The organism is Shewanella gelidimarina (assembly GCF_023283945.1).
Classification (GTDB): domain Bacteria; phylum Pseudomonadota; class Gammaproteobacteria; order Enterobacterales; family Shewanellaceae; genus Shewanella; species Shewanella gelidimarina.
This window is the reverse complement of record NZ_JAKIKW010000035.1, coordinates 21,890-29,137: the sequence shown is the minus strand read 5'-3', so window position 1 is coordinate 29,137 and position 7,248 is coordinate 21,890. Positions and strand designations below refer to the sequence as shown.

General features: G+C 44.4%; 5 protein-coding genes. All 5 read right to left on the bottom strand.

Features of this window, described 5'->3' with window-relative positions; all coding sequences use genetic code 11:
• Positions 1–225 precede the first annotated feature (225 nt).
• The 5 genes from L2729_RS20365 to L2729_RS20345 all read right to left on the bottom strand — a co-directional run bounded on the left by L2729_RS20365 (position 226) and on the right by L2729_RS20345 (position 7,248).
• Positions 226–987, bottom strand: a complete 762-nt coding sequence (locus L2729_RS20365) for a class I SAM-dependent methyltransferase (RefSeq protein WP_248989906.1) — start codon at positions 985–987, stop codon at positions 226–228.
• 775 nt (positions 988–1,762) lie between these two features.
• Positions 1,763–3,154: a sensor histidine kinase gene (locus tag L2729_RS20360; protein ID WP_248989905.1), complete on the bottom strand. Its 1,392-nt coding sequence runs from the start codon at positions 3,152–3,154 to the stop codon at positions 1,763–1,765.
• Positions 3,138–4,601 (bottom strand): sigma-54-dependent transcriptional regulator, encoded by a 1,464-nt coding sequence (locus L2729_RS20355; protein ID WP_248989904.1) that lies wholly within the window; start codon positions 4,599–4,601, stop codon positions 3,138–3,140. The genes L2729_RS20360 and L2729_RS20355 overlap by 17 nt, the downstream gene beginning before the upstream one ends.
• A gap of 121 nt (positions 4,602–4,722) precedes the next feature.
• Complete coding sequence (locus L2729_RS20350; RefSeq protein WP_248989903.1) at positions 4,723–5,934, bottom strand: ABC transporter permease; 1,212 nt, start codon at positions 5,932–5,934, stop codon at positions 4,723–4,725.
• Between the two features lie 12 nt (positions 5,935–5,946).
• Positions 5,947–7,248, bottom strand: a complete 1,302-nt coding sequence (locus L2729_RS20345; protein WP_248989902.1) for an ABC transporter permease — start codon at positions 7,246–7,248, stop codon at positions 5,947–5,949.

Sequence of the window (7,248 nt, the reverse complement as noted above, 5' to 3'; positions counted from 1 at the left end):
ACATTGTCAGACTCGCTGCTTTATTCAGAGTCTTAGGGTCATCTGGTGATACAGATGGTTCACTCTTATCGCGGTGAACAGCGCTTCATACGACCTCAGGTCGCACGGACAAAAACGTTTTAGAGCTTAAGCTCTGAAAATGACTATTGTCATTAGGGAAAGTATGGTGATCAGATATGCGATAACGCTTCAATCAGATGCCGCTTGAACCGTCAGCTGAATTAATTAGTTAGATTTTTTAGCTACTACGAATCTGACGCTCCCTCGTTTCTCGTGAGTATTAGAACGAAGATTAGATAATAATTCATCACAAAAGTTAGGATATTCCTCGCCAAAAAAGTGATTTAATTTATTCATTCTATTGAGCCTTGCTGACCAGCCCTCGATAATTTCCGATGCCGCGGCTCCAGAAAAATTCAATTCAGGATCCGCTACATCATTATCGAAATATACAATCTCAAACCCAGCATCCTTCAACAGATCTTGCATTTTGGAACCAAAGTCAAAATCATATAAACCAAACCTATATGACTCTAATTCAAACTTCTTTACTCTATCGTAATACTTGCTATCTCTAGCAAGGTTACCTGAGATAAAGCAGGATACATCCAATAGTGCAATCCAGCCTTCATCGTTCATTACAGAGTTTAAAAATTTCAAGTAATCTAATGGGTTACTAAGGTAGGATAAAGAAAAACTCCCCCAAATACCGCTAATATCGCCAAAAGATAAATAATCAGCATTTTGAAAGTCGCTAAGAACAAAGGCTTCGTTACAGTTCCTCCTTGAATCACAGAATTCAATAAATTCCTTATTAATGTCTATGCCTATAACATTGTTTACTCGCAGCGAAAAAGCACGAGATACATCACCTACGGAGCAGCCAAGGTCAACGACAGTGTCTTTTTGACTTAACGGTATAAACTTAAGGTAATTCTCCCAGCCTCTCCACTTCTGTTGTTTTTCATATTCTGCAAAAAGACTCAATTGGTACTCCGCATACTTTTATCAAAGTTATTGATTAATAAGCACTCTATCAAAGCAATGCTGAAATAACGAGCATGTTTTACCGAAAGTAATCAGTGAGTGCCATTAATGGATTAGTAAAGGTAGGCCAACTGATTGGTTATTTACCTGTGCAGCATACAAGCTGAAACTCACAATGGGGCATAAATGCGTTAGCTGCTGACCAAAGTGGTTCCAATGACCTGCAGTCGGCGTATGTGCAGACACTGCTGAGGCTCGCTTTTCGCCATCCATGGCCGCTCTGCGGTTTCATCCCTGAAACCGAAGGCCTCAGCCGCACTGCACTGGGCTTGAAAAGCGCAAACTCTCAACATTTGCGTTCTTAATTTAAAGACACAAGCCTTAAATTGAACAATATTTCCAAACAGAATAAACATTGCTTACAGATACCAATCTCCCCCGTTGGAAATTTTGCTTTTTAAATTTCGCCGGGGCGCTGAGGGATATCCAAAAGGGGGACAAGCGCTTTCCCCTTTTTGGTCTGGTGTGGGCGAAGCACCACGACTTGGACGTTGATTTAAATTTAGATATAGAAAAACAATAGCTGATAGAGCAGCCGAATCGTTTTGGGGCAGAAATGCGTTAGTTTCAGGTAAAGGTGATTCCAATTGCTTGCAGCAGACGCACCTGCACTGGGTTAGAAAAGCGCAACCGTCTAGCATTCGAGTTTAAAGTAGGAACTTAGAAATAGAGGCACCGAAAACATCAACCGACTAACCAAAGCCTAGCTTGATAGCTAACGTTGTTTGGGTAACCACAATCTAACGCAAAGCCCTTTCTCATTGCGGTTTTGCAAGCTTATGCGCCCATCGTGAGCTTCTACAATTTCACGGCACAAGGGCAGTCCCAATCCCGTGCCTGATTGCTTAGTTGAATAGAAAGGGAGTAGAGCTTGGCGCAGCACCTCAGGTGGCATTCCTGAGCCTTCATCCTTTACCTCTATGTACACACCTTCAGTGCCGTCCGACAGGCTAGAGTCAACAATCGACAAACTGACTTTATCGACAGCAGAAGCTGATTCATGCGCATTTTTCAACAGATTAAGCAGCACTTGCTCCATCTGAATCAAATCAAGCTCCACAACTGAGTTAGGTAATTCATTTTCAAGAAAAAACGAGTAATGCTGCTTCAATTGTTCGGTTAATTTAAGCCAGTCTACGGGACTTTTCTTGGGTAACGGCAACTTGGCAAAACGAGCATAATTGAAAATAAACTGACTCAAGTGGCTGGTACGATCTTCGATGGTATCAAAAATAAGTTTGAGTTTAGGATCATCAAGATCTTTAGTTATTATCCGACCAGAATTGACCATTGAGGCTATTGGCGCCACGGAGTTATTAAGCTCATGGCTAATAATTCGGATCACTTTTTTCCATACTGCGACCTCTTGACGATTGAGTTCCCGCGTCATCTGTTTAAGTAAAACAAGATGATGAAACTGGCCGTTCAGTAGAAATTGTCCCCGCGACAGATGCCACGTTTCGAGCTCATCTTCACTGTCTTTGGCGCTCAGTGAAAACAAACCATCCTTGGGGTTTTCAAGTGCGGCCCCTAATTCATCGGCAACCTGCTCCACCAGCTCACTGAGCGGTATCCCTTCAATTCTCTGCCCATGATTAAACAAGTGCCTTGCGGCATCGTTGGCGTAGATGACGCGCTTGTCATCATCGAGCAATAACATGACATTAGGCGAACTTTGGATCACTTTATCGAGCAGTAATTCACGTTGGTAAATATATTGGCGCTCTTTTCTCAGCGCTTCTGCCGAGTCATTAAACAATACCGCCAACGCCTGCAATTGCTTATCTCCGCCCACTGGAAGAGTGACACTAAAGTCGTTGTCTTTAAAATTAAGTAGGCCAACTTCAAGCGCCATTAAACTTGTGGCTAGATGCCGAGAAGACACATAACTCACTGTAATCGTCAGGCCTATTGCAGCAAAAAAGATCATCAACAACAGATTAAACTGCTTAGCAATCGCCTGCGATAAATCCGCATCAGCAAACCATAATAGCAAGCTAAGCGACAGCATTAGCCCGATAGCCGTCGCCAATGCACTGCCAACAATCAACTTAGCTCGCAGCGAGATCCTAGCTAATACAGAGGGAAGCTTATTTTTCAATGCCATACTTTTCCATGCGTCGATACAGTGCTTGTCGACTTAGCCCTAAAGATTTAGCCACGCGGGCGATGACCCCTTTATGGTTATCTAATGCCGCTTCAATATCGGCTTTTTCATCTGTTGAGCTAACAGGCACCCGGTGGTCAAATGCTGTTTCAGCACTCACTACTGCGGGAGGAGTTTGTGGTTGCACCGAGCCACTAGAAGCAGTGCGACTAGACACTGTGCTGCCAAAAACTGTGTCACCATGAGTTACATTCTGAGGGCTCGGTTTTGCCGTGATATCCATCAAACCAAAATCATCCGCGGTTAAACGGCTGCTTTCAGCCAATATCACCGCACGTTTGCAGGCATTTTCAAGCTCACGCACATTGCCTGGCCAGTGATGTGCCTCTAACGTTTGTTGAGTGTGCTTATCCAAGGAATATTCAGCGCCAACGAAATGGCTGACTAAAGGCAATACATCATCTATGCGCTCATTTAATGCAGGTAAAGCCAATTCAATCACGTTAAGCCGGTAAAACAGATCTTCTCTGAAACGTCCAGCCTGGATATCTTCAATCAAATCAGCATTGGTTGCGCTTATCACCCGCACATTCACTTTATGGGTTTGGTGGCTGCCTAGGCGCTCAAACTCACCCGTTTGCAGCACTCGCAGCAGTTTGACCTGTCCAGAAAGCGGAAGATTACCAATCTCGTCTAAAAACAGGGTGCCACCGTCGGCAGCCTCGAAACGACCAATGCGGGTTTTAGTCGCACCAGTAAATGCCCCGGCCTCTGCGCCAAACAGTTCAGCTTCAAGAAGCTCCATTGGCAATGCGCCAATATTAACTTTGATAAAAGGTTTATGCTTTAAATTTGAGTTAGCGTGAATAATATCGGCCAGCTTATCTTTACCCGCACCATTAGGCCCTGTCACCAATACAGACACATCGCTACGGGCTATCTGTAATGCTAAATCCACGCAACGCTGCATCGCACCGCTACTAAAAATAATGCCGCATAGATCGGCATCTTTTATTACCGCCATACGCTGATTATCGACTCTTGATAACTTAGCATTGGCTTTAGATAGGGTATGCAGAGAGATCAGGTTACCCACACTGGTCAACAGCTTGGCATCGTCCCAAGGTTTGCCCATGTAATCTACCGCGCCCTCTTTGACCAGCTCAACGGCGATCTCAAGTTGGGTCCATGCAGTGAGTAGCACAATGGGTAACTCAGGCTGTATCTTTCTGATCGCATAAAATAGGGTTTTGCCCTCTTCACCCGATGTGGTGTCTTGTGTGAAATTCATATCCTGAACCACTAAGACAATATCATGTAATGTAATGAGCTCAAGGGCGACTTCAGGAGAGAGACAGGTGAGCGTATTAAAGCCGTTAAGCTCTAACATCAGTGCCAATGCATTACACACGGCTTGGTTATCGTCGACAATGAGAATCGTATCCATGCTTTTATTCTTGTTTTATGCTGTTGAAATCTAGATGTTCGGCTGTTAAAACTAACTGAAAAAGAAAGAGAATTAAAGGCTAATACCCATCGATATCATTCTCTTCCTTCAGACTCAGTAACTAAACACTGCGCGTTGCAATTGCCGGAGAGATATTTGCCGCCTTTCTGGCAGGCAAAATAACCGCAATGGTCGTGAGCACGATTAGCCCAGCTACCGTCGCTATCGGGTAGATAAGCTCGAGCTTAGGCAGACTATAAACACTCATCAGTTGTTGCCCTAATTGCACCGCAACCAGCCCTCCAATCACTCCACCAACGACGCAGATAATATAGTTTTCGACCAAGAAGAAGCTGATAATATCTCGTTTCTTAGCCCCAAGTGCACGGCGCGTTCCGATCTGCTTAGTACGACGTTCAATATTGAACATCACCATACCTGCAAGACCGAGTGATGTGATAAGTAACAAGAGGATCACCATCATCGACAGTACCGTCGCCATCAACTCATGGTTACGGTAAACGCGTTTTCGATGCTCACTAATAAGGGTAAAACGTTCAACAACACGATTACGGTTGTCTTTAAGCAAGGTCGTCGTTATCTCTTGTTTCAGTTGAGCTAAGGTCCCAACCTCTGCACGCACCAATACCTTGGTAAACACATTCACCAGTTTTATATTTAAGATGACGCTGTTATCCAGAGAGTCACTATTAACCCAGGCGCCTTGAAGCTTGTCGACCACGCCGACCACCTTGATTGGCATGTTACCAAAATCCCCTGCATACATGGTTTTTCCAATCGCGGTGTCATCTCCCCAGGTCGCTTTAGCGAATGCTTTTGACACTATGCCATGAGTCGCAAGATCTGGACTGCCCGTCAGCACTTCCTCTTCATAAAAATTACGGCCTTCTATCAACTCCACCCCTAAGGTATTGATCATATGCTCGTCACCATAATAGACGGCTGTATTTTCTGTATCTTTAGCGGTTTCTTCGCTGCTACCTACGGTGTAACCCGATGACCAGCCGCCGCCACTTAATGGCACCATACTGGTTGTTGAAGCATCAATAACACCGGGCAAGTCCCGAATAGCACGAATATCACGTTGAATTTGAGACTCTAGATCGATGTTTTTATCGAAGCTATAAAGACGGAAGTCAAAAACTTGCTCTTCAGCCGTTCCGGACTCTCTGTCCATTAAAGTGAGTCGTTCACTAATGATGAAGCTGGCATTTGCCACTATCGCGACCGACAGAATTATCTGAATAAGCAGCAGTATAGGGCCACTTTTATTACGCATTAGCGTACTTAAAATTGGTTTGATCTGTAACATAATAAGTTCCTTTTACTGACTCTTCAGGTGAACGCTAGGATTGGTCGAACATATTCGCCACGCTGGATACACTCCAGCAATAAGTGCGGCGGCAATAGCGATAGTCGGTGCTAACACCCACATCGTCAGATCCAACTGTGTTAGCGCATCTTCCAGATCAAAGTGAGCCGACAACATAGACAGTGATCCCCAGGCCCATAACAGTCCCAATAATCCGCCACCGAAACCAATCAAACCGACTTCTACCATGTGTTGAAAAAATATCTGTGCGCGGCTTGCACCAATGGCGCGGCGTACACCGACTTCAGGCGCTCGCTTAAGAAACTTGGCCAGCAGTAGACCTAACATGTTAACCAAACAAACCAGCAGAAATAGCCCACTGAGGCCAACCAAAATCTTATTGTCTTCGGGTACCACTTCATTGATTTCCAGCCATTGCTCAACATTCGAAAGCTTTGCTGCAGCTTCTGGGCTATCAAAGCGTCCTAAAAGCTGTTGCTGCTCCACATAACGTTTCAACCACTGCGCATATTCATCACGCTGTGTATCGTCTTGCACTTCGACCCAATACTGAATCCAATGCATTTCTGAGCTTAAACGTTCGCTGTAGCTATTAATTGACTGTCTTTTCCAGCTTTGATTATTTCCCCAGCTCTGGAACTCTTCAATAGGCGCTAATGAAAAGGGCACAAATATTTGCGCTGAATCTTTAAATGCACCAGTGGTGATATCATAATAGAGTGGGCTTGGGCTCCAAGTCTTAGTCACGCCGACGATTTGATAAGGCTTGCTGTCCAGATATAACGTCTTACCAATACTGTCCTCACCCGCGAATAACTGCTGATTAAGGGCTTCATTAATAACGACTTGATAAACCGCTTCGGTATCCACGCTCTTATCCCAGGCTTTACCATAGATAAAGGGCACCGAAAACATATTGAAAAAGTCGCTATCGGTCACTCGAACGCTCTCTAACAAAGGCACAAAATCAGGGTCTTCCGTTTGTACTGCTAATCCAGTAACAAACATGGCCGTTTGACGCGTTGGCACATCACTTTTGCGCAGGTTATAGGCGTCTTGGTAGGTCAATTGTGCATTGAACTCTTTCCAAGCATCTTTATCTTGGCTCCAAAGCTGCACAGCGATGAGGTTGTCAGAGCGATCACCGGCAGGATTCTCTGACATTAACTGGTATACATTTAAGGTAGTAATGGTAATGCCAATACCTATTGAGATAGCTAACACCATCAGCAGTGACAAAAATGGCGTTTTTTTAATGCTGCGCCAGGCAAGATCCAAATAATAAAAAAACAT

Bases quoted from the DNA above. Each gene is read 5' to 3' on its own strand.
- L2729_RS20360 (WP_248989905.1), bottom strand. From the start codon at position 3,154: ATGGCATTGAAAAATAAGCTTCCCTCTGTATTAGCTAGGATCTCGCTG.
- L2729_RS20355 (WP_248989904.1), bottom strand. From the start codon at position 4,601: ATGGATACGATTCTCATTGTCGACGATAACCAAGCCGTGTGTAATGCA.
- L2729_RS20350 (WP_248989903.1), bottom strand. From the start codon at position 5,934: ATGTTACAGATCAAACCAATTTTAAGTACGCTAATGCGTAATAAAAGT.
- L2729_RS20345 (WP_248989902.1), bottom strand. From the start codon at position 7,248: ATGTTTTTTTATTATTTGGATCTTGCCTGGCGCAGCATTAAAAAAACG.